18 protein-coding genes are annotated in these 17,899 nt (G+C 70.5%); 11 read left to right on the top strand and 7 right to left on the bottom strand.

Going from position 1 to position 17,899, the window contains the following annotated elements; translation table 11 throughout:
• Nucleotides 1–3 precede the first annotated feature (3 nt).
• The gene (locus tag ACIBK9_RS41470; protein ID WP_352322877.1) at nucleotides 4–744 is read left to right on the top strand and encodes a methyltransferase domain-containing protein; all 741 of its coding nucleotides are present in this window, start codon (nucleotides 4–6) and stop codon (nucleotides 742–744) included.
• A 107-nt stretch (nucleotides 745–851) separates the two neighbouring features.
• Here the strand turns inward: ACIBK9_RS41470 and ACIBK9_RS41465 are convergent, their stop codons facing one another.
• Entirely contained in the window at nucleotides 852–1,184 is a 333-nt protein-coding gene (locus ACIBK9_RS41465; protein ID WP_364330906.1) for a TraR/DksA C4-type zinc finger protein, read from the bottom strand.
• Nucleotides 1,185–1,340: 156 nt separating this feature from the next.
• Entirely contained in the window at nucleotides 1,341–2,084 is a 744-nt protein-coding gene (locus tag ACIBK9_RS41460; protein ID WP_358289013.1) for an SOS response-associated peptidase, read from the bottom strand.
• A gap of 181 nt (nucleotides 2,085–2,265) precedes the next feature.
• On the opposite strand from ACIBK9_RS41460, the gene aroA reads away from it, so the two are divergent.
• A complete protein-coding gene (gene aroA / locus ACIBK9_RS41455) occupies nucleotides 2,266–3,540 on the top strand; it encodes a 3-phosphoshikimate 1-carboxyvinyltransferase (protein WP_358289015.1) in 1,275 nt (424 codons plus the stop codon).
• Between the two features lie 91 nt (nucleotides 3,541–3,631).
• A complete protein-coding gene (gene rsgA / locus ACIBK9_RS41450) occupies nucleotides 3,632–4,663 on the top strand; it encodes a ribosome small subunit-dependent GTPase A (protein ID WP_358289078.1) in 1,032 nt (343 codons plus the stop codon).
• Between the two features lie 11 nt (nucleotides 4,664–4,674).
• On the opposite strand, the gene ACIBK9_RS41445 is transcribed toward rsgA, so the two are convergent.
• Nucleotides 4,675–5,130, bottom strand: coding sequence for a DUF4442 domain-containing protein (locus ACIBK9_RS41445; protein WP_358289017.1), 456 nt, complete (start codon nucleotides 5,128–5,130; stop codon nucleotides 4,675–4,677).
• Nucleotides 5,131–5,184: 54 nt separating this feature from the next.
• On the opposite strand from ACIBK9_RS41445, the gene hisN reads away from it, so the two are divergent.
• Nucleotides 5,185–6,018: a histidinol-phosphatase gene (hisN, locus tag ACIBK9_RS41440; protein WP_397164378.1), complete on the top strand. Its 834-nt coding sequence runs from the start codon at nucleotides 5,185–5,187 to the stop codon at nucleotides 6,016–6,018.
• A 7-nt stretch (nucleotides 6,019–6,025) separates the two neighbouring features.
• Here the strand turns inward: hisN and ACIBK9_RS41435 are convergent, their stop codons facing one another.
• From ACIBK9_RS41435 to ACIBK9_RS41425, 3 genes are all read right to left on the bottom strand, one after another.
• A complete protein-coding gene (locus ACIBK9_RS41435) occupies nucleotides 6,026–6,397 on the bottom strand; it encodes an Rv3235 family protein (protein WP_352366048.1) in 372 nt (123 codons plus the stop codon).
• Between the two features lie 166 nt (nucleotides 6,398–6,563).
• Entirely contained in the window at nucleotides 6,564–7,349 is a 786-nt protein-coding gene (locus ACIBK9_RS41430; RefSeq protein WP_397164376.1) for a fructosamine kinase family protein, read from the bottom strand.
• Entirely contained in the window at nucleotides 7,336–7,809 is a 474-nt protein-coding gene (locus ACIBK9_RS41425; RefSeq protein ID WP_387671284.1) for a low molecular weight protein-tyrosine-phosphatase, read from the bottom strand. The genes ACIBK9_RS41430 and ACIBK9_RS41425 overlap by 14 nt, the downstream gene beginning before the upstream one ends.
• Nucleotides 7,810–7,946: 137 nt before the next feature.
• Between ACIBK9_RS41425 and pstS the strand changes: the two genes are divergently transcribed.
• The 5 genes from pstS to ACIBK9_RS41400 are packed head-to-tail and all read left to right on the top strand — an operon-like array spanning nucleotide 7,947 to nucleotide 12,435.
• Nucleotides 7,947–9,062, top strand: a complete 1,116-nt coding sequence (gene pstS / locus ACIBK9_RS41420) for a phosphate ABC transporter substrate-binding protein PstS (RefSeq protein WP_397164374.1) — start codon at nucleotides 7,947–7,949, stop codon at nucleotides 9,060–9,062.
• Nucleotides 9,063–9,068: 6 nt separating this feature from the next.
• On the top strand, nucleotides 9,069–10,049 hold the full coding sequence (gene pstC, locus ACIBK9_RS41415) for a phosphate ABC transporter permease subunit PstC (RefSeq protein WP_352322868.1): 981 nt from the start codon (nucleotides 9,069–9,071) through the stop codon (nucleotides 10,047–10,049).
• Nucleotides 10,046–10,918 carry a phosphate ABC transporter permease PstA gene (gene pstA / locus ACIBK9_RS41410; protein WP_358289030.1) on the top strand — a complete coding sequence of 291 codons (873 nt, stop codon included), beginning with the start codon at nucleotides 10,046–10,048 and terminating at the stop codon, nucleotides 10,916–10,918. Before pstC ends, pstA begins: the two co-directional genes overlap by 4 nt.
• A 15-nt stretch (nucleotides 10,919–10,933) precedes the next feature.
• The gene (gene pstB / locus ACIBK9_RS41405; protein ID WP_352322866.1) at nucleotides 10,934–11,710 is read left to right on the top strand and encodes a phosphate ABC transporter ATP-binding protein PstB; all 777 of its coding nucleotides are present in this window, start codon (nucleotides 10,934–10,936) and stop codon (nucleotides 11,708–11,710) included.
• Nucleotides 11,710–12,435, top strand: a complete 726-nt coding sequence (locus ACIBK9_RS41400; RefSeq protein WP_358289033.1) for a response regulator transcription factor — start codon at nucleotides 11,710–11,712, stop codon at nucleotides 12,433–12,435. The genes pstB and ACIBK9_RS41400 overlap by 1 nt, the downstream gene beginning before the upstream one ends.
• On the opposite strand, the gene ACIBK9_RS41395 is transcribed toward ACIBK9_RS41400, so the two are convergent.
• Nucleotides 12,404–13,471, bottom strand: coding sequence for a serine hydrolase (locus tag ACIBK9_RS41395; protein WP_397164372.1), 1,068 nt, complete (start codon nucleotides 13,469–13,471; stop codon nucleotides 12,404–12,406). The two genes, ACIBK9_RS41400 and ACIBK9_RS41395, sit on opposite strands and share 32 nt — an antisense overlap.
• Nucleotides 13,472–13,788: 317 nt before the next feature.
• Here ACIBK9_RS41395 and ACIBK9_RS41390 point away from each other — a divergent pair, with 317 nt between their 5' ends.
• Both ACIBK9_RS41390 and ACIBK9_RS41385 read left to right on the top strand, forming a co-directional pair.
• Complete coding sequence (locus ACIBK9_RS41390) at nucleotides 13,789–15,141, top strand: hypothetical protein (protein ID WP_387671291.1); 1,353 nt, start codon at nucleotides 13,789–13,791, stop codon at nucleotides 15,139–15,141.
• A gap of 514 nt (nucleotides 15,142–15,655) precedes the next feature.
• Entirely contained in the window at nucleotides 15,656–16,930 is a 1,275-nt protein-coding gene (locus tag ACIBK9_RS41385; protein WP_397164370.1) for a PQQ-binding-like beta-propeller repeat protein, read from the top strand.
• Nucleotides 16,931–17,899: the final 969 nt, after the last annotated feature.

Here is a 17,899-nt window from a genome sequence, read left to right as displayed (position 1 = left end):
CGTGTGCTGCCCATTCCGGCCGAGGAACTGAACGGCTCTGGGACGCTCGGGCCGTACTGGACCTTCTACCGCGCCGTCGCCGCCGAGCAACTGAACCGCTGGCTCCCCGGCGAACCGTCGGTGATCCTCGATCTGTCCGGCGGCCGCGGACGCTGGTCCGGCCAGGCCGCGAGGGCGGGACACCGGGTGATCGAGGTGCTCGACTTCCGCCGGACCGTGGACGCGCAGTCCCGTTTGCGGGACGCCGACCGGGTTCGGCACGTACGCGCCGATGACCTGGCGTTTCTTCCCGATGAGAGCGTCGACGCGGTGGTCGCCGAGGAACGCGCGATGTCGATCGAGCTCATGGCCGAATCGGCGATGAGCGACGTGGCCAGGGTGCTGCGTCCGGGCGGGCGGGCGCTGGTGTGCGTCGACTCGCTGGTGCTCGGCATGGCGATCCTGGCCGAGCAGGAGCAGTGGCAGCACCTGCGGCAGACCGGCGAGGTCATGCTGGTGCCCTGGCCCGACGGCAGCATCACGCGCTGCTTCAGCAGCGGCCAGCTCCGCGAGCTGCTGATGGGGGCCGGGCTGGAGGTGGAGTGGATGCGGCCGCGCACGGTGTTGTCGCCGTCCACGGTGGACCACGTGCTCGGGTCCGACGGGCGGGCCCTGACCTGGCTCGTGCGCACCGAGCTCGACGCCCATCCCGACGACGACGACACGGTGGGCATCCACCTGGTGGCCAGCGCCCGCAAGAGCTGACTGCCCCGCCGGCCGGTTTCCGGGGGCCGCGGGTCGGTTTTCGGGGGCGGCCGGCCGTTCCCAGGGCCGCCGTTCTCCTCGTCCGGCGGCCTCCGGTTCCTCCGCGGTCAGCGGCGGCGTTCGCGTCTTCCCTGGCACGGCACGCAGCGGGCGGCCTCCGGGCGGGCCTCCAGCCGGCCCTCGGGCACCGGCTCGTCGCAGTCGACGCACCTGCCGTACGCGCCTTCGTCCAGGCGTCTGATCGCCTCGGTCACCGCGCGGCGTTGCGCGGTCGCCACGGTGAGCATGGCCTGCGCGCGGTCGGCGTCGGTGAGGTCGGAGCCCGCGTCGGCCGCCGAGTGCTCACGGATCGCGACGGGGTCGCCCTGGAGGACCCCGATCGAACGGTCCAGCTCCGCGAGCATGTCTTCGAGCCGCTGACGAGCGGTCGTGACGTCCACGAATCCGCACCTCCGGGTGCAAGGGGGGAAGCCCGCGGCTGGGACTCCCCGGTTGTCCCGCCCGGCGCAATTAGGGGCATGTCGTGGCGGTGACACCGAGTGAACGGTCGCATCGCTTTCCTCACCGAATGCCCACTTACCATGCTTCTTACACCTTTAGAAAAGGCCGGCTTCCTCCTCGTCGGGGAGCGGTTTGATGAGATCCGGCCCATTGTTCCGGACATTATTGACATCAGTAGAAACGGGATATGCCGCCAGCCTCCCGGCCTCCGCGGGCACCAGGAGTCGTGAGGCGCGCTCGGTGTCGGTGAGGGCCGGGTCGAGCCAGTCGGCCCAGCGGTCGCGCTCGATCATCATGGGCATCCTGTCGTGGATGCGGCCGAGCTGGTCCTCGGCGTCCGTGGTGATGACCGTGCAGGTCACCAGCCACTTGAGCGGGTCGTCGTCGTCGCGGGTGCGGTCCTTCCAGAACTCGTACAGGCCCGCCATGGCCAGCACGCCGCCGTCGGCCGGGTGGATGAAGTACGGCTGCTTCTTCTTCTCGCCCTCGACGGCCATCCACTCGAAGTAGCCGTCGGCCGGGATCAGGCATCTGCGCTTGGCGAACGCCTGCCGGAACGACGGCTTCTCGGCCAGCGTCTCGGCCCTGGCGTTGATCAGCCGGGAGCCGATCGACGGATCCTTGGCCCAGACGGGCACGAGGCCCCACCTGACGATCCTGAGCTGCCGGACCGCGTGCTCGTCCTCCTTGGAGGACCGGCTCATGACCGCGTAGACGTTCTTGGTGGGGGCGACGTTGAAGTCGGCGCCCAGCTCCTTGTCGGGCTCGCCGTCGAGCTCGACCTGGAACTCCTCCAGCAGCTCGTGCTTCTTGCGCGCCGAGGCGTATCTACCGCACATGTCCCCACATTGCCATACGCCGGGGTGTCGCTCGCGGCTTCGCCTCCGGCCGGGGCGGCCCGGCTCGGATCGGCTCGGCGAAAGGGCGACGCGTCCGGCCGGGGCGTCTCGGCCCCGCGGAAGGGCGACGCGTCGTCCACAGGCCGTGAACGGGCCGTACCAGGGCCAGTAGGCTTTGGACATGCCCGCTCAGCACTGGCCCGCGCCGACGGCCGACACGCCCGTCAACGCCTCCGTCCGCCTGCCCGGCTCCAAGTCCGTCACCAACCGGGCGCTGCTGCTCGCCGCGCTGGCCGACGGTCCGGGCGTCGTCCGCCAGGCGCTGCGCAGCCGCGACGCCGACCTCATGGTGTCGGCCCTGCGCGCGCTCGGCGCCACGCTGACGGCCGTGCGCGAGACCACCGACGCGGTCGACTGGGAGGTGACGCCGGGCCCGGTCCGCGGCGGCGCGCGCATCGACGCCGGGCTCGCGGGCACGGTCATGCGGTTCGTCCCGCCGATGGCGGCGCTGGCCGACGGCCCGGTCTTCTTCGACGGCGACCCCTACGCCCGCAGGCGTCCGATGGGCCCGATCCTCGACGCCCTGCGCGCGCTCGGGGCGCGCATCGACAACGACGCGCTCCCGTTCACCATCACCGGGCCGCTGACCGGCGGCGAGGTCACGATCGACGCCTCCGGCTCCTCGCAGTTCGTCTCGGGGCTGATGCTGACGGCGGCGCGGTTCGCGAAGGGCGTGACGATCCGGCACGTCGGCCCGCCGGTGCCCTCCCAGCCGCACATCGAGATGACCGTCCACATGCTGCGGGAGGCCGGGGTCAAGGTCGACGACACCGAGCGCGACGTGTGGCGGGTCGAGCCGGGCCCGATCGCGGCCAGGGACATGACGGTCGAGCCCGACCTGTCCAACGCGGCGCCGTTCCTGGCCGCCGCGCTGGTCACGGGCGGCACGGTCACGGTCCCCGGCTGGCCGGCGGAGACCACCCAGCCGGGCGACGCGCTGCGCGGCCTGCTCACCACCATGGGCGCCACGGTGACCCGCGACGGCGACGACCTGGTCGTCACCGGCACGGGCGAGGTCAAGGGCCTCGACGCCGACCTCCATGAGGTGGGCGAGCTGACCCCCACGATCGCCGCGCTGGCCGCCCTGGCCACCACGCCGAGCCGCATCCGCGGGGTCGGCCACCTGCGCGGCCACGAGACCGACCGGCTGGCCGCGCTGGCCACCGAGATCAACGCCCTCGGCGGCGACGCGGAGGAGACGGCCGACGGCCTGCTCATCCGTCCCCGCCCGCTGCACGGCGGCGTGTTCCACAGCTACGACGACCACCGCATGGCCACGGCCGGGGCCGTGATCGGCCTCGCCGTGCCGGGTGTGGAGGTGGAGAACATCGCGACGACCGCCAAGACGTTGCCCGAGTTCGTCCAGATGTGGGCGGCGATGCTGGAGGCCCGATGAGCGGCGATGATCGCGCGTTTCGCGGCAGGCGGCGGGGGCACTTCGCAGGAGGGTCCGGCGTGAGAGGAAGCGAGCGCATGGGAGCGGACCGCTGAGAAAGCGGGAATACGACGAGGACGACGTACGGGTCAGGCCGGGCAAGGGCTCGCGCCCGCGCACCCGCATCCGTCCCGCGCACGAGGACGCCGTGGAGGGCTTCGTGGTCGCCGTCGACCGGGGCCGCTACACCACCCTGGTCGAGCCCGACCGCGGCCACAAGCGCAAGCAGCAGCAGCGCCGGCTCGTGGTCGCCATGAAGGCCCGCGAGCTGGGCCGCAAGGGCATCGTGGTCGGCGACCGGGTGGCCCTGGTCGGCGACGTGTCGGGCCTGCCCGACACGCTGGCCAGGGTGGTCCGGGTGGAGCCGCGCACCTCGATGTTGCGCCGCTCGGCCGACGACACCGACGACACCGACGGCATCGAGCGCCCGGTCGTGGCCAACGCCGACCAGCTCGTGATCGTCACGGCGCTGGCCGACCCGCCGCCCCGGCCCCGGATGATCGACCGGATCCTGGTGGCGGCGTTCGACGCCGAGATCGACGCCCTGCTCTGCCTGACCAAGTCCGACCTCGCCCCACCCGACGAGCTGGTCGCCCTGTACGAGCCGCTGGGCGTGCCGCACATCGTGGTCCACAAGGGCGGCTCCCTCGACGAGCTGCGCGACCACCTGGCCGGTCGCATCAGCGTGCTGGTGGGCCATTCGGGCGTGGGCAAGTCCACCCTGGTCAACGCCCTGGTGCCCGATGCCAACCGCGCGGTCTCGCACGTCAACGCGGTCACCGGCCGCGGCCGGCACACCTCCACCTCGGCCGTCGCGCTGGAGCTGCCCGAGGGCGGCTGGATCATCGACACGCCGGGGGTGCGCAGCTTCGGCCTGGCCCACGTGTCGGTCGAGACCGTGCTGGCCGCCTTCCCCGACCTGGTGGAGGGCACGGTCACCTGCCCGAAGGGCTGCACCCATCTCGGCGACGGCTGCGCGCTCGACGCCTGGGCGGCCGCGGGCAACGCCGACCCGGCCCGCCTGGAGTCGCTGCGCCGCCTGCTGTCCAGCCGCGAGGGCGCCCCCGACGAGCCCGCCGCCTGATCACCGGCCGTTCAGCGGCGGTTGGGGCGCAGCGTCCAGGTGACGGTGAGGCTGGAGACCAGGGTGCCGGCCGCGTCGCGCACGTCGACCAGCACGTCGAAGACGGGCCGCTCGCCGGCGTCCAGCTTGCCGACGACCTCCTCCCTCGATGCGGCCACGCGCGCCTCGGCCCGCACCTCCCCCAGGGCCACCTTCCGGAACTCGATGGTCGCCGTCGTGGGCAGCGGCACGCTGCGGCTGAGCTGGTCGCCGAACCTGGACAGCACCGCCGCGCCCGACGCCGACTCGGCCAGGGTGAACAGCGTGCCCGCGTGCGGCCCGGCCACGTGGTTGTGCAGTTCGGGCCGGTCGGGCAGCCGGCATTCCGCCCGGCCGTCCTCGACCGAGTCGAACACGATCCCCAACGTCCGGGCGAAGGGAACGGTTTCGAGAAGGAAGGCACCTACATCAGTGGACATAGGAGACATGTTACTGGTCAGTAGGTGAAAAGGGAGTTACCAGAAAAGGGTCGCCGGTGACTGATGTCCGGCACGACCGACGCGATAGCGTGGCTGACCGTGCAGGGTTACAACGACGATCTACGCCTCGCTCACGTCATGGCGGACGCCGCCGACGACCTGACCATGCGGCGCTTCAAGGCGGTCGACCTCAAGGTCGAGACCAAGCCCGACCTGACGCCGGTCAGCGACGCCGACCGCGCCGTCGAGGAGGCCATCCGCGGCACGCTGCGCCGGGCCCGGCCGCGCGACGCGGTGGTGGGCGAGGAGTTCGGCAAGACCGGGTGGGGAGCCCGGTCGTGGATCATCGACCCCATCGACGGCACCAAGAACTACGTGCGCGGCGTGCCCGTCTGGGCCACGCTGATCGCGCTCATGGAGTACGGCAAGGTCGTCGTCGGCCTGGTGTCGGCCCCCGCGCTCGGCCGTCGCTGGTGGGCGGCCACCGGCGGCGGCGCCTGGACCGGCAGGAGCCTGGCGAAGGCCACCAGGATGAGCGTCTCCTCGGTCACCGCGCTGGAGGACGCCTCCTTCTCCTACTCCAGCTTCGGCGGCTGGGAGGAGCTCGGCAAGCTGGACAACTTCCTCGACCTCGGCCGCGCCTGCTGGCGCACCCGAGCGTACGGCGACTTCTGGTCGCACATGATGGTCGCCGAGGGCTCGGCCGACATCTCCGCCGAGCCGGAGCTGTCGCCCTGGGACATGGCGGCCCTGACCGTGATCGTCGAGGAGGCCGGCGGCGTCTGGACCGACCTCGCCGGCGTGCGCGGCCTGGAGGGCGGCAGCCTGGTCTGCACGAACGGCGCCCTCCACGACGAGGTGCTGAACCGGCTCAACGGCACCACGATCACCTCCTGAGCCCGCTTCAGGCCGTCTCGAAGTCGGTGCACAACCATCGATGGCCGTGCCGCTCCAGCCGTACGGCCAGGACGTGGCTGCGCTCGCCGCAGTGCACCAGCACGCACATCTCGACGGCCCCGTCCCTCGGCTCCTTGACGTGCGGGCTCCCGACGAACGGCGGCCGATCGGCGGAGATCATCCGCCCGGCCCTGACGAGGTCGCGGTAGGCCCCGCCGGTGAGCCGGTCGGCCACCGACTCCGGCGGACGGCGGCCCGTCAGCACCTCGGCCAGCGCCTGCCCGAGCTGACGCAGCCTGCGTTCGTCGGGACGGGCTCCGGGCGGGCCCCAGACCAGCGGGGTCAGGGCCAGTGCGCCGTGCGTGGAGTCGTCCGCCATGCGCCCTCCAATTGACTCAGGGGGAAGAAGGAAACGCCTTAATGAGTTTTCGGCCGGGGCCGCCGGATACGAAATCCGCCAACTTTACCCGGCCGCCGTCCTCTTTCCTCCCCTTGGGCGGAGAAATGCATCGCGAGGCTGGATCCCCTATTTCTTTATCGGTTGTTCAGAGCGACAACACCCGGGCGACCGCATTCATCAACGAGTCGCGGTAGGAGGCTCCGTACAGCACCACGTGCACCAGCAGCGGATGGAGCTGGTGCAGCGGCACCCGCGCCCGCCACCCCGGCGCGAGCGGGAACTCCTCCTGGTACGCCCCCATCACCCGATCCAGGTACGGCAGCCCGAACAGGGCCAGCATGGCCAGATCCGTCTCCCGGTGCCCGCCGTGGGCCGCCGGATCGACGAGCACCCCGGTGCCGCCGGACCACAACACGTTCCCGCTCCACAGATCCCCATGGACGCGGGCGGGCGGCTCCGGCGGCCCGGCCACCTCGGCGAACCGCGCCACGGCCCGCTCGACCAGCGTCACGTCCGCGGCCGGCAGCCGCGCCCGGCGCAGGAACGGCAACACCCGCCGGGAGGCGTAGAAGGACGGCCAGTCACCGTCGGGCGAGTTGTCCATGGGCAGCTCGGCGATGAACCCCGGCCAGGGCGCGCCGAACCCCGCCGCCCCGGCGCGGTGCAGACGGGCCAGGTCACGGCCGAACCGCAGGGCCGCCTCGGCGGTGGGCGCCTCCTGCGGCACCCACGACAACACCAGCCGGTCGGGTCCGGCCTCCAGGACCTCGGGCACGGTGATCGCCTCGCCCAGCCAGCGCAACCCGGCGGCCTCGGAGGCGAACATGTCGGAGGCGGGACCGATCTTGGCGAACACCTGCCGCCCGTCCTCCAGCACGCCGCGCTGGAGCCGCCGGCCGTGGGAGGAGCCGAGGTCCTCAGTCGATCTCATCGGCGATGTGCGCGGCCACGCCCTTGGAGGCCGTCTCCAGCATGGTCAGCACCTCCTCGAAACCCTCGCGGCCACCGTAATAGGGGTCGGGCACCTCGGCGCCGTCCGGCGCGCCGGGGTCGAACGAGCGGAACAGGCGCACCTCGACGCCGGCGGGCGCCAGGCGGCGCAGGTTGGCCGCGTTGTCGCGGTCCATCGCCAGCACCAGGTCGTAGCGGTCGAACCAGTCCCGCGTGAACTGCCTGGCGCGATGGGCGGCGCCGTCGTAGCCGTGCTCGGCCAGGATGCCCAGCGCCCGCTCGTCCATCGGATCGCCGGCGTGCCAGCCGCCGGTGCCCGCGCTCTCGACGACGACCCGGCCGCCGAGCCCGCGCTCCTCCAGGGTCCGGCGGAGCACCACCTCCGCCATCGGGGAACGGCAGATGTTGCCCATGCACACGAGACACACGCGATAGCTCATGCATCCCATCTTCGCTGGTCACATTGATGGAGACGACCAGGCGCGTTCACCGAACGTTCACCCTTGTTGGGGGGTCTGAGTCACTTTGCCTGCATAACTTCATGGACGACTAAGGACCAAGTGAGGGGAACCCAACCGTGAAGTATGCAGGCCGGCTCGCCGCCGTCGCCGTCGTCGGCGCGCTCTCGCTCGCTGCGTGCGGCACAGACAACAACAGCTCCGGGGGCACGACCGGCACCAGCTCCGCCAGTGCTCCCGCCGCGGGCAACGACAACGGCCTGAGCGGCACCATCAACGCCGCCGGCTCGTCGGCCCAGGCCAACGCGATCGACCAGTGGAAGAAGGACTTCCAGGCCAAGAACTCGGGCGTGAGCCTGAACTACCAGCCGAGCGGTTCGGGTGCCGGTGTGCAGTCGTTCATCGCGGGCACGGTCGACTTCGCGGGTTCGGACTCCGCTCTCAAGGACGACAAGGGCGAGCCCGCCCAGGCCGACGCCCGGTGCAAGACCGGCAAGGCCATCAACATCCCGATGGTGACCGGCCCGGTCGCGGTGGTCTACAACCTCCCCGGCGTGGACGGCCTGCAGCTGTCGCCCAAGACCATCGGCGGCATCTTCGACAGCAAGATCACCAAGTGGGACGACGCGGCCATCAAGGCCGACAACCCCGACGCCAAGCTCCCGTCCACGCCGATCTCGGCCTTCCACCGCTCGGACGAGTCGGGCACCAGCGACAACTTCACCAAGTTCCTCAAGGCGACCGCCGGCTGGCCGTACGAGCCCGCCAAGGCGTGGCCCGCCGAGGCCAAGGGCCAGGGCGCCAAGGGCTCGGACCAGGTCGCGGCCAGCGTCAAGAGCACCGAGGGCTCCATCGGCTACGTCGAGCTCTCCTTCGCCGAGAACTCCCAGCTCAGCAAGGCCAAGGTGGCCAACGGCTCCGGCGAGTTCGTCGAGCTGACCGCCGACAGCGCGGCCAAGACGGTCGAGACCGCCGAGATCACCGGCACCGGCAACGACCTGAAGCTGAGCATCGACTACGCCACCAAGACGGCGGGCGCGTACCCGATCGTGCTGGTGACGTACGAGATCACCTGCGAGAAGGGCCTCGCGCCCGAGCAGGCCAAGATCGTCAAGGAGTTCCTCACCTACACCTCCAGCGACGAGGGCCAGGCCGCGCTGAAGGACCTCGGCTACGCCCCGCTCGCGGGCGAGCTGCTCACCAAGGTCCGCACCGCCGTCGGCGCGATCTCCTAGCACAGCATGACGACCAACGTTCGTACCCGTGGGGGCGGGCCGGCCACGCGCCGGTCCGCCTCGCGGCGCAGCCATGGTGAAGGCCCCTTCAAGTTCGTCTCCACCGGTGCCGGCGTCCTGCTGCTGGGGATCATGGCGGCCATCGCCGTGTTCCTCATCAGCGAGGCCGTCCCGGCCCTGCAGGCGAACAAGGGCAACTTCTTCACCGACCTGATCTGGGAGCCCAACGGCAGCCAGGTCTTCGGCATCGGCGCGCTGGCCTTCGGCACCGTCCTCAGCTCGGCGATCGCGCTGGTCATCGCCACCCCCATCGCGGTGGGCGTGGCGCTGTTCATCTCCCACTACGCGCCCCGCCGCCTGGCCGGGCCGCTCGGCTACCTGGTCGACCTGCTGGCCGCCGTGCCCAGCGTCGTCTACGGCCTGTGGGGCGTGACGTTCCTGGTGCCGCTGCTGCGCACGCCGTCGCAGTGGCTCAACGAGCACCTGGGCTGGTTCCCGCTGTTCTCCGGCGAGGGGGCCATCGGCGGCAAGACCATGCTCGCCGGCGGCATCGTCCTGGCGATCATGATCCTGCCGATCATCGCGGCCATCTCGCGCGAGGTCTTCCTCCAGGCCCCGAAGATGAACGAGGAGGCGGCCCTGGCGCTCGGCGCCACCCGCTGGGAGATGATCAGGATGGCCGTGCTGCCGTTCGGCCGGCCCGGCGTCATCAGCGCCGCCATGCTCGGCCTCGGCCGCGCGATGGGCGAGACCATCGCGGTCGCGCTGATCTTCCCCGCCACCTTCGACATCAGCTTCGAGATCCTCACCCCGCACGCCAACAGCATCGCGGCCAACATCGCCAACGGCTTCGGCGAGGCCACCCAGGTCGGCCGGGGCGCGCTGATCGCCTCCGGTCTGGTGCTGTTCGTCATCACGCTGCTGGTCAACATGGGCGCACGCATGGTGATCAACCGGCGCAAGGAGTTCAGGGCGGTGGGGGCATGACCATCCAGCACATCTCGACCGGCCGCCGGATCAAGGACAGGTTCGTCCAGGGGCTGGTCTACCTGGCGTTCGCGCTGGCCGTGGTGCCGCTCATCTCGGTCCTCTGGCTGGTGATCTCGAACGGCCTGGCCCGCTTCGACCTGGAGTTCCTCACCCACTCGATGCGGAACATCGGCGCCCGCGACGTCGGCGGCGGCGCCTACCACGCCATCGTCGGCACCTTGGAGCAGGTCCTGCTGGCCTCGCTCATCTCGGTCCCGATCGGCCTGTTCACCGCCATCTACCTGGTCGAGTACGGCCAAGGCGGCCGCCTGAGCCGGGCCATCAGCTTCTTCGTGGACGTCATGACCGGCGTCCCTTCAGTCGTTTCCGGCCTGTTCATCCTGGCCTTCTGGGTGCTCTTCCTGGGCAACCCGTTCTCCGGCTTCGCCGGCGCGCTGGCGCTGTCGATCCTGATGATGCCGACCGTGGTCAGATCGGCCGAGGAAATGCTCCGGCTGGTGCCCAACGACCTGCGCGAAGCCTCGTACGCGCTGGGCGTGGCCAAGTGGCGCACGATCCTGAAGGTCGTGCTGCCGACCGCGTTCACCGGCATCGTCACCGGCGTCATGCTGGCCGTCGCCCGCGTGGCCGGCGAGACCGCGCCGCTGCTGCTCACGGTGTTCTTCACCGACTCCATCAACAACGATCCGTTCAGCGGGCCGCAGATGGGCCTTCCGCTCTTCGTCTTCGACCAGGCGGCCCGTCCCAACGACACCGCCATCGACCGCGCCTGGGCCGGAGCCCTCACGCTGATCCTGATCGTCATGCTGCTCAACCTGGTGGCGCGCCTGATCGCCTGGTGGCGCAGGCCCGCCAGGGGCCGATAGGGGGTAACCGCCACAATGTCCAAGCAGATCCAGGTCTCGGGCCTCGACGCGTACTACGGGTCGCACAAGGCGATCGAGGACGTGTCGATGACCATCGAGCCGCGCTCGATCACCGCGTTCATCGGCCCGTCCGGATGCGGCAAGTCGACGTTCCTGCGCACGCTCAACCGCATGCACGAGGTGATCCCCGGCGCCCGCGTCGAGGGCAAGGTCATGCTCGACGGCGAAGACCTGTACGCCCCCACCGTCGAACCCGTCTCGGTCCGGCGCATGGTCGGCATGGTCTTCCAGCGCCCCAACCCGTTCCCCACGATGTCGATCTACGAGAACGTGGCCGCCGGGCTCCGCCTCAACGGCCGGGTCGGCAAGTCCACCCTCGACGGCATCGTGGAGGAGTCGCTGAAGGGCGCCAACCTCTGGAACGAGGTCAAGGACCGGCTGAACAAGCCCGGCGCCGGCCTGTCCGGCGGTCAGCAGCAGCGTCTGTGCATCGCCCGCGCGATCGCGGTCAAGCCGCAGGTCCTGCTCATGGACGAGCCGTGCTCGGCGCTCGACCCGATCTCGACGCTGGCCATCGAGGACCTGATGGCCCAGCTCAAGGAAGAGTTCACGATCGTGATCGTGACCCACAACATGCAGCAGGCCGCCCGGGTCAGCGACCGGACCGCGTTCTTCAACCTGGCCGCCCAGGGCAAGCCCGGCAAGGTCATCGAGATGGACGAGACCTCCCGCATGTTCACCAACCCTTCGGAGAAGGCAACAGAGGACTACATCACGGGACGCTTCGGCTGATGACCCCACAGCAGGCGGCATCCACGATGAACGGGGACACGCGGACCAAGCCCGTACTGCTCATCGCCGACCCCGACGACGCCGTGGTCGACGACCTGGCCACGGCGCTGGAACGCGAGGGCGTGGCCGTCACCGGCGCGCCGGACGGCGCCCAAGGGCTGCTCCAGGCAGGAGCGCTGCAGCCGGACGTGGTGCTCGTGTCGGCCACGCTCCCGGTCATCGACGCGGTCGACTTCGTCCGCGCGGTACGGCTCGCGCGAGCCGTGCCCGTCCTGCTCGGCGTCGGCGAGGGGAACGCCGAGCAGGCCGTACGCGCGCTCGCGGCGGGGGCGGCGGCCTGCGTGGCCCGGCCGTACCGGGTGCCGGAACTGCTGCCGTTCATCCAGGCGTCCTCCCCCGAGTCCCGCAAGGTCCTGGCCGTCGGCGGCGTCGAACTGGACGTCCAGGCCTACCAGGTACGCGTCGAGGGCCGCGCCGTGCACCTCCCGCTGCGCGAGTTCGAGCTGCTGCAGTACCTGATGCGCAACGCCGACCGCACGGTCACCCGCGAGCAGATCATGCGGCACGTGTGGCACGCCGCCGCGACCACGTCCACGAACACGATCGCGGTGCACGTCAAACGGCTGCGGGCGCGCCTCGGCGACAACGACGACCAGCTCATCCAGACCGTGCGCGGCGTCGGCTACCGGCTGGTCACGCCCGGCACCTCCGGAAGTCCCGCATGATCCGCGCGGCGACGCCCTCGACGGTCGCGATGCCGTCCCCCACCTCGGCGCTGCCCTCGGTGAGGACGGCGACCGCGTAGTCGTGGCCGCGGCCCCGGATCAGCCCCACGCTGACCGTGGCCCAGCGCCCGTTGGAGACGCGCTTCAGCCAGCCGTTCTTCAGACGCACGCGCTCGCCCGCGCAGGCCGCGGCGGAGACGCCCCAGTCCTGGCCGCGGACGACCGCGCCCATCAGTTTGAGCACTTGCGCGCGCTCCTTCGCCTTGAGCGGGCTCTTCCCGGACACCAGCGCCTTCATCAGGCGGACCTGGTCGTCCACCGACGTCTCGGTGATGCCCCAGCAGTAGAGGTCGACGCAGTCTCCCGGGACGCCCCTGGTATGCCTGAGCCCGAACCTCCTGCCGGCCTCGGTGAAGCCCGCCGCGCCGCCGATGCGCAACCACAGGCGGTCGGCCGCGTGGTTGTCGCTGTAGCGGATCATGAGCTCGGCGTCGCGCCTGACGGGCTCGGGCAGCCTGCGCCACGGTTTCCCGAGCAGCAGCGCCATCAGGATCTGGACCTTGGCCGTGCTGGCGGTGATCAGCCGTTCGCCCGGGTGGTAGCGGTAGACGCGGCCGGTCGTCAGATCCTTGACCATGGCCGTGACCGGGCCCGGCCGGCCCGCCAGGAAGCGGTCGAGCCGCTCGGTGATCTTCTTGGCCGGGACGGGCTTCACGGCCTCCGTCCTGGCCTGGACGGTTCTCACGGCCTCCGTCCTGGCCTGGACGGTTCTCACGGCCTTCGCCTTCTTGGCCAGGACCGTTACGGCGATCGCCGGGGGGCCGAGGTGGTGCGGCATGCGTACCGGCCCGGGCGCGGCGCGCACAGTCACCGGCTCCGGGGCCGCGTCCGCTCTCCCCTGCCCCGGCGCCGCCACCTGTGCGCTCACCGTCCCCGGCGCCGCGTGCGTCGGCAGTGCCGTCCCCGCGGCTGTGCCCGGGGCGAGCAGCGGCGGCAGGAGGGCGAGCGCGATGGCCAGCCGTGGAAGCGTCCTCACGCTGCCCGCGATCATGCGGTGAATTATCACGAAAAATGGCAACACCGCGCTACGAGTCGCCGGAAAACATCTTCACCTACTCACCACTCCACAAAGAACCCGACCACCCCGAAGACTCGCGATGTGGCCACTGGTACGATTCCTCTCTTTCGGGGTTTGTCAGCACTCTCGGGGCAAAAGTGACAACGGGGCCGAGTTTTCCGCAGTATCAGGGGCAACAGCAGCAGCAACAGTGGCCGGCCATGCAGCCGCCACCACCACCACCTCCATCCAATCCTCCTTCTCCGCCCAGGCGCCGGACCGGCTTCTGGGTCACCATGGGCATCGTCTCGCTCGTGGTGGCGATCGCCGTGGGCGCCGGCGTCGGCCTCGTCCTGCGCGGCCGCATCAACGGCGTCCAGGACCCGTTACGCCGCCAGGAGGCGTCGGGCAAGAGCGACCCGAACGCCGTGATCGTCACCGACCAGGAGATCGAGAAGCTGGTCTACGAGCACGGCAAGGCGCTGAGCAGCGGGAACGCAGACGCGTTCACCTCGATCTTCGACAAGGGCAACGCGGCGCTCGTCCGCGACCAGCGAAAGGTGTTCACGAACCTGCGCAAGGTGCCGCTCAGTGAGGCGTCGTACAAGGTGATGCGTCGCGAGGGCCGCGCCGAGGACAGCTTCGGGCGGGCCCTGAAGTTCACCCAGGACGTCGCGTTCGTCCACCGGTTCGCCGGCATCGACCTGCGGCCGGTCTCGGAGTGGTACCGCTGGACGCTGGAGAAGGCGTCCAAGGACGCGCCACTGGTCGTCACCAAGGTGGACGGCGCGCCGCCACCCATGGTGAGCGAGGGCAGCAAGTCCGTGTACTACCCGGGCCCGTGGGACATCTGGCCCGACATCACCGTGGTCCGCGCGGGCGCCAGCATCGTCCTGGCCCGTCCCCAGGACGCGGCCATGGCCAGGCGCGTCGCCCCGGTGGTCGCCAACGCGGCGAAGAAGAACCTGGACTTCTGGAAACGCAACGGCGACGCCACCGCGCCCGTGCCGGCCGGGTTCGCGGTCGCGCTGGTCGAGGGGCAGAACCAGCTCGGCAACCTGTTCCGCAAGGAGAAGGCGCACGAAGCGGGCGTGTCCATCCCCATGCTCGCCTGGGCCTCCCTGGGCGACGACGTCAAGGTCGGCGGCACCCGGGTGGTCATGGACACCACCACGTCCTTCTTCCGATCGTCCGAGGGCATCCTGGAGATCAGCACGCACGAGCTGGCCCACTCCCTGCTGGCCGGGCTGGACAGCGCTGACTTCTCCCTCTTCGGCAAGCCCAACTGGGTCATCGAGGGCTTCGCCGAGTACTCCGCCAACCGCGGCCACCCCATCAACCAGAACATCCGCTTCCAGGAAGGCCGCGCCTACCTGGCCGGCCGCCTCAGCACCCGCTTCTCGGGCCAGCTCCCCGACAACCCGTCGTGGGACGCCAACGGCATGACGAACGTGCACTACCTGATGGGACACCTGGCCATGCGCTACATCGCCCAGCGGTACGGCGAGCAGAAGCTGACCAGCGCGGTGATCGCGGCCTACCGGGCCAAGGGCGACGACAGCGAGGCGGCACTGTTCAAGGTGCTGGGCGTGAGCAAGGCGGACTTCGAACGGCAGTGGGCGTCGTACGTCCGCGGGCAGCTGGCCTGAACGGGGAGCAACCATGACCGACCACTCCAACACCCCACCCGGCCCGTACGGCTCCCCACCCCCCAACCCGTACGGCCAGCCGGCTCCCAACGCCGGCTCCTACCCTCCGCCCGCGCAGCCGTGGCCCCAGAGCCCGGCCGCGTACCCCCCGCAGGGCACGGCCCCGGCCGCCTACCCACCCGCGGGCTACCCGCAACCGCCCGCCAATCCTTACGCTCCTTCTCCCGGCGCGTATGCCCCGCCAACGGGCAACCCAGCCGCATACCCACCGCCACCAGGCAACCAACCCACCTACCCACCCCCCACGGGCAACCAGCCCCCATACCCACCACCCGCAGGCAACCAGCCCACCTACCCGCCGAACCCTCCCTCCCCCGGCGCACCCTCGCCCTACGGCCAACCCCCGCAGCCCCCCGCACCCGGCAGCGGCACACCGTACGGCGGCCAGCCCGCACCCCCGCAGCAGCGCCCCCGGCCCAAGTGGAAGACCGCCCTGCTGGCCACCGGCGCGGCCGTGGTCCTCCTCTCCGTCAGCACGGGCACCGCCTGGTTCGTCGCCACCACCGGAACGACCGGCGGCGGCATCACCGCATTCGGCGACGGGGGCGGCGACGGGGCAGAATGGGACGTCCCCCTCCCCAACGCCGGAAGCTGGGACTTCACCACCGCCCTGGCCTTCGGCAGCTGGCTGACCGACAAGGTCGTCATCCGCGCCCAGAAGGACGGCGTCCTCGCCTACGACCTGGCGTCCGGAAAGCGTTCCTGGGGCATCCCCTCGCCGGGCGCCCAGCTCTGCGGCGCCACCCCGGACCTGTCCGGCGGCAAGGCCGCCATCGCGTACGGCAGCAGCAACTCGTGCGACCACCTGGCCGGCATCGACGCCACCACGGGCAAGCTCACCTGGAAGATCAAGATCCCGGCCGAGAAGTCCACCCTCGCCAACTCCATCAACGTCCCCCGCATCATGAGCGCCGACGGCGTGGCCGTCACCGAGCTGGACGACGCGGTGGTCGCCTACCGCCTCTCCGACGGCCACAAAATGTGGAGCGCCGCCGCGTCCCCCGACGACGGCTGCCACATCAAGGACATCAACACCGCCCCCACGCGGGTCGCCGTCATCCTCGACTGCACCTTCCGAGGCGGCACCCGCCTCCAGTACCTCGACCCGAAGACCGGCAAGATCACCAAGCAGGCCACGCTGGGCGAGCTCAGCCTCATGACCAGCCTTCTGTCAGCCTCTCCTGCCATCATCCGCAGCGAGTCCGGCGGCCAGAACAACTTCACGGTCTACTCCGACGCCGCCACCAAGGTGACTGAGTTCAAGACCCCCGAGGTGGACATGCTCGCCATGAACACCGTGGCCATGGTCAACGGCCTGTTCGAACAACACCGCTACACCATCCACGGCGACCGCCTCTACCTGGCCACGTTCCCGGAGAACCTCCCGCAGAGCATGCGCTCCCGCAACAAGGCCCTCGCCTACGACCTGAAGACCGGCAAGCAGCTGTGGGAATCGTCCGGCACCCATGACACGATCCTCACCTACGTCCGCGCCGACGACCAGGGCCTGCTGGCCGTCGAAACCGGCGACCGCCGCGACCTGGCCCCCCGCCTCATCCGCCTGGACGCCGCCACCGGCAAAGCCACCGAACTGGCCACCCTCCCCCAGAAGTACGGCACCGAGGCCGAAAAGGCCCGCGTCTTCGAACGCAACGGCGTAGTGATCACCGTCCCCTGGACCTCAGTAGCCACGAGATACGCCGTCACCTACGTCAACACCAAATCCTGACCCCCAACAACAGAAGGGCCCCACGCACCCAGCGTGAGGCCCTTCTCCCGTCTCCCACCTTCACAACCACACCCCAGCCTTGCACCGCGTCAGGTGGCGGGGTGCGTGTGTGAGGCGCGGTTGGTGGGCCTGTGAGTGACTCTGCGGGGGAGAACGATCCGGGGCGCCCCAACCCACTGCTCCCACCAGCAGGGCCACCCAGCGCCACTCCATGAATCGACGGCGCATCAAGGCCAGCCAGCCTCCTGGCCGGGCGCCTGACCAGGAGGCTGAGAGATCCCGAGAGCCCGGGGAAGCCTGGGACGCGGTGACAGTCCGGGGCATGCCTGGCGTATGCCGGAGATACATCAGGTGCCGGAGGGCATGACGCACCCACACTCGCCTCAATACCTCCGCCCAGTCCCCATCGGCTCTACGTAGGCGGGGACCGGTCTGAAACGCGGAGATGTGCTGGGCGTGCGGGCTGACGACACCTGAAGTCTGTCTGCGGTCGCGGGATCAGCGCCACCGCGCGCAGGCGGTTTACGGCCGGCACTCAGCGGAGGCGTAGGGCCGCCCCCAAGGACGGCGCTTGAGGAACGTCAGCTCAGGGGCCGGAAACGAGCCTCACGGGTCTCCTGCGAGGCGGCGCCGGATACGCCCCCTCAGCCTCCTTCGAAGCGGGGCGGGACACGAGCCCTCAGTCTCCAAAACGGGCCGGCTCGGACTGACCAGAAGCAGAACCCACTAGGACCCGCCGAAAGCCGTACCGCGCCTCAGAACAGCGCACCCTCCAGCCGCAAGCCGATTTACCGTCCCACCGGTCCGCCGAGGCCCGCCATCAGCCTGTCCCCTGAGCCGGTGCCCACCCCCAGCACCCGACACAAGGAAATACCCCCGGAAATGCAGAAAGGGCCCCGACCGAAGTCGGAGCCCTTCCCAAAGATTGTCCGGCGGTGACCTACTCTCCCACACCCTCCCGAGTGCAGT

Origin of the sequence: Nonomuraea sp. NPDC050227 (assembly GCF_044459705.1) — a bacterium.
GTDB lineage: Bacteria > Actinomycetota > Actinomycetes > Streptosporangiales > Streptosporangiaceae > Nonomuraea.
The sequence above is the reverse complement of the archived record's forward strand: the minus strand, read 5'-3'. Positions and strand labels throughout refer to the sequence as shown.

What these genes read in the sequence shown, in the direction of transcription:
- ACIBK9_RS41435 (WP_352366048.1), bottom strand. Translation starts at nt 6,397, where the DNA reads ATGGCGGACGACTCCACGCACGGCGCACTGGCCCTGACCCCGCTGGTC.
- aroA (WP_358289015.1), top strand. Translation starts at nt 2,266, where the DNA reads ATGCCCGCTCAGCACTGGCCCGCGCCGACGGCCGACACGCCCGTCAAC.
- ACIBK9_RS41430 (WP_397164376.1), bottom strand. Translation starts at nt 7,349, where the DNA reads ATGAGATCGACTGAGGACCTCGGCTCCTCCCACGGCCGGCGGCTCCAG.
- pstB (WP_352322866.1), top strand. Translation starts at nt 10,934, where the DNA reads ATGTCCAAGCAGATCCAGGTCTCGGGCCTCGACGCGTACTACGGGTCG.
- ACIBK9_RS41425 (WP_387671284.1), bottom strand. Translation starts at nt 7,809, where the DNA reads ATGAGCTATCGCGTGTGTCTCGTGTGCATGGGCAACATCTGCCGTTCC.
- ACIBK9_RS41400 (WP_358289033.1), top strand. Translation starts at nt 11,710, where the DNA reads ATGACCCCACAGCAGGCGGCATCCACGATGAACGGGGACACGCGGACC.
- ACIBK9_RS41460 (WP_358289013.1), bottom strand. Translation starts at nt 2,084, where the DNA reads ATGTGCGGTAGATACGCCTCGGCGCGCAAGAAGCACGAGCTGCTGGAG.
- ACIBK9_RS41445 (WP_358289017.1), bottom strand. Translation starts at nt 5,130, where the DNA reads ATGTCTCCTATGTCCACTGATGTAGGTGCCTTCCTTCTCGAAACCGTT.
- ACIBK9_RS41390 (WP_387671291.1), top strand. Translation starts at nt 13,789, where the DNA reads ATGGGCATCGTCTCGCTCGTGGTGGCGATCGCCGTGGGCGCCGGCGTC.
- hisN (WP_397164378.1), top strand. Translation starts at nt 5,185, where the DNA reads ATGTCCGGCACGACCGACGCGATAGCGTGGCTGACCGTGCAGGGTTAC.
- pstC (WP_352322868.1), top strand. Translation starts at nt 9,069, where the DNA reads ATGACGACCAACGTTCGTACCCGTGGGGGCGGGCCGGCCACGCGCCGG.
- pstA (WP_358289030.1), top strand. Translation starts at nt 10,046, where the DNA reads ATGACCATCCAGCACATCTCGACCGGCCGCCGGATCAAGGACAGGTTC.